The sequence below is a fragment of the Pseudoalteromonas sp. S3178 genome, assembly GCF_005886985.1.
GTDB classification, from domain to species: Bacteria; Pseudomonadota; Gammaproteobacteria; order Enterobacterales; family Alteromonadaceae; genus Pseudoalteromonas; species Pseudoalteromonas carrageenovora.
On the sequence record NZ_PNCW01000675.1, the window covers coordinates 1 to 210 of the forward strand.

Below are 210 nucleotides of genomic sequence, written 5' to 3' on the forward strand. Positions count from 1 at the left end.
CTTCATTTGATTTTACTCATATTTTTATTAATTTTAACGGGTTGTGCGCAACAATTACCTCAGCAAAACGTAGCACAAGACTGGCAATCTAGGCTAAAACAACAAAAAAATTGGCAAGCGAGAGGTAAACTTGCATTTATTGCCCCTGACAATCGTCAATCAGCTAACTTTAATTGGTATTTAAAAGAAGATAAACAAAATCTGATTTTA

General features: G+C 32.9%; 1 protein-coding gene. It reads left to right on the plus strand.

What is annotated here, in order from left to right; all coding sequences use genetic code 11:
* Positions 1–210, plus strand: a 210-nt coding sequence (locus tag CWC11_RS22710) for a lipoprotein insertase outer membrane protein LolB (RefSeq protein ID WP_349304436.1), incomplete at both ends; no start/stop codon positions are given.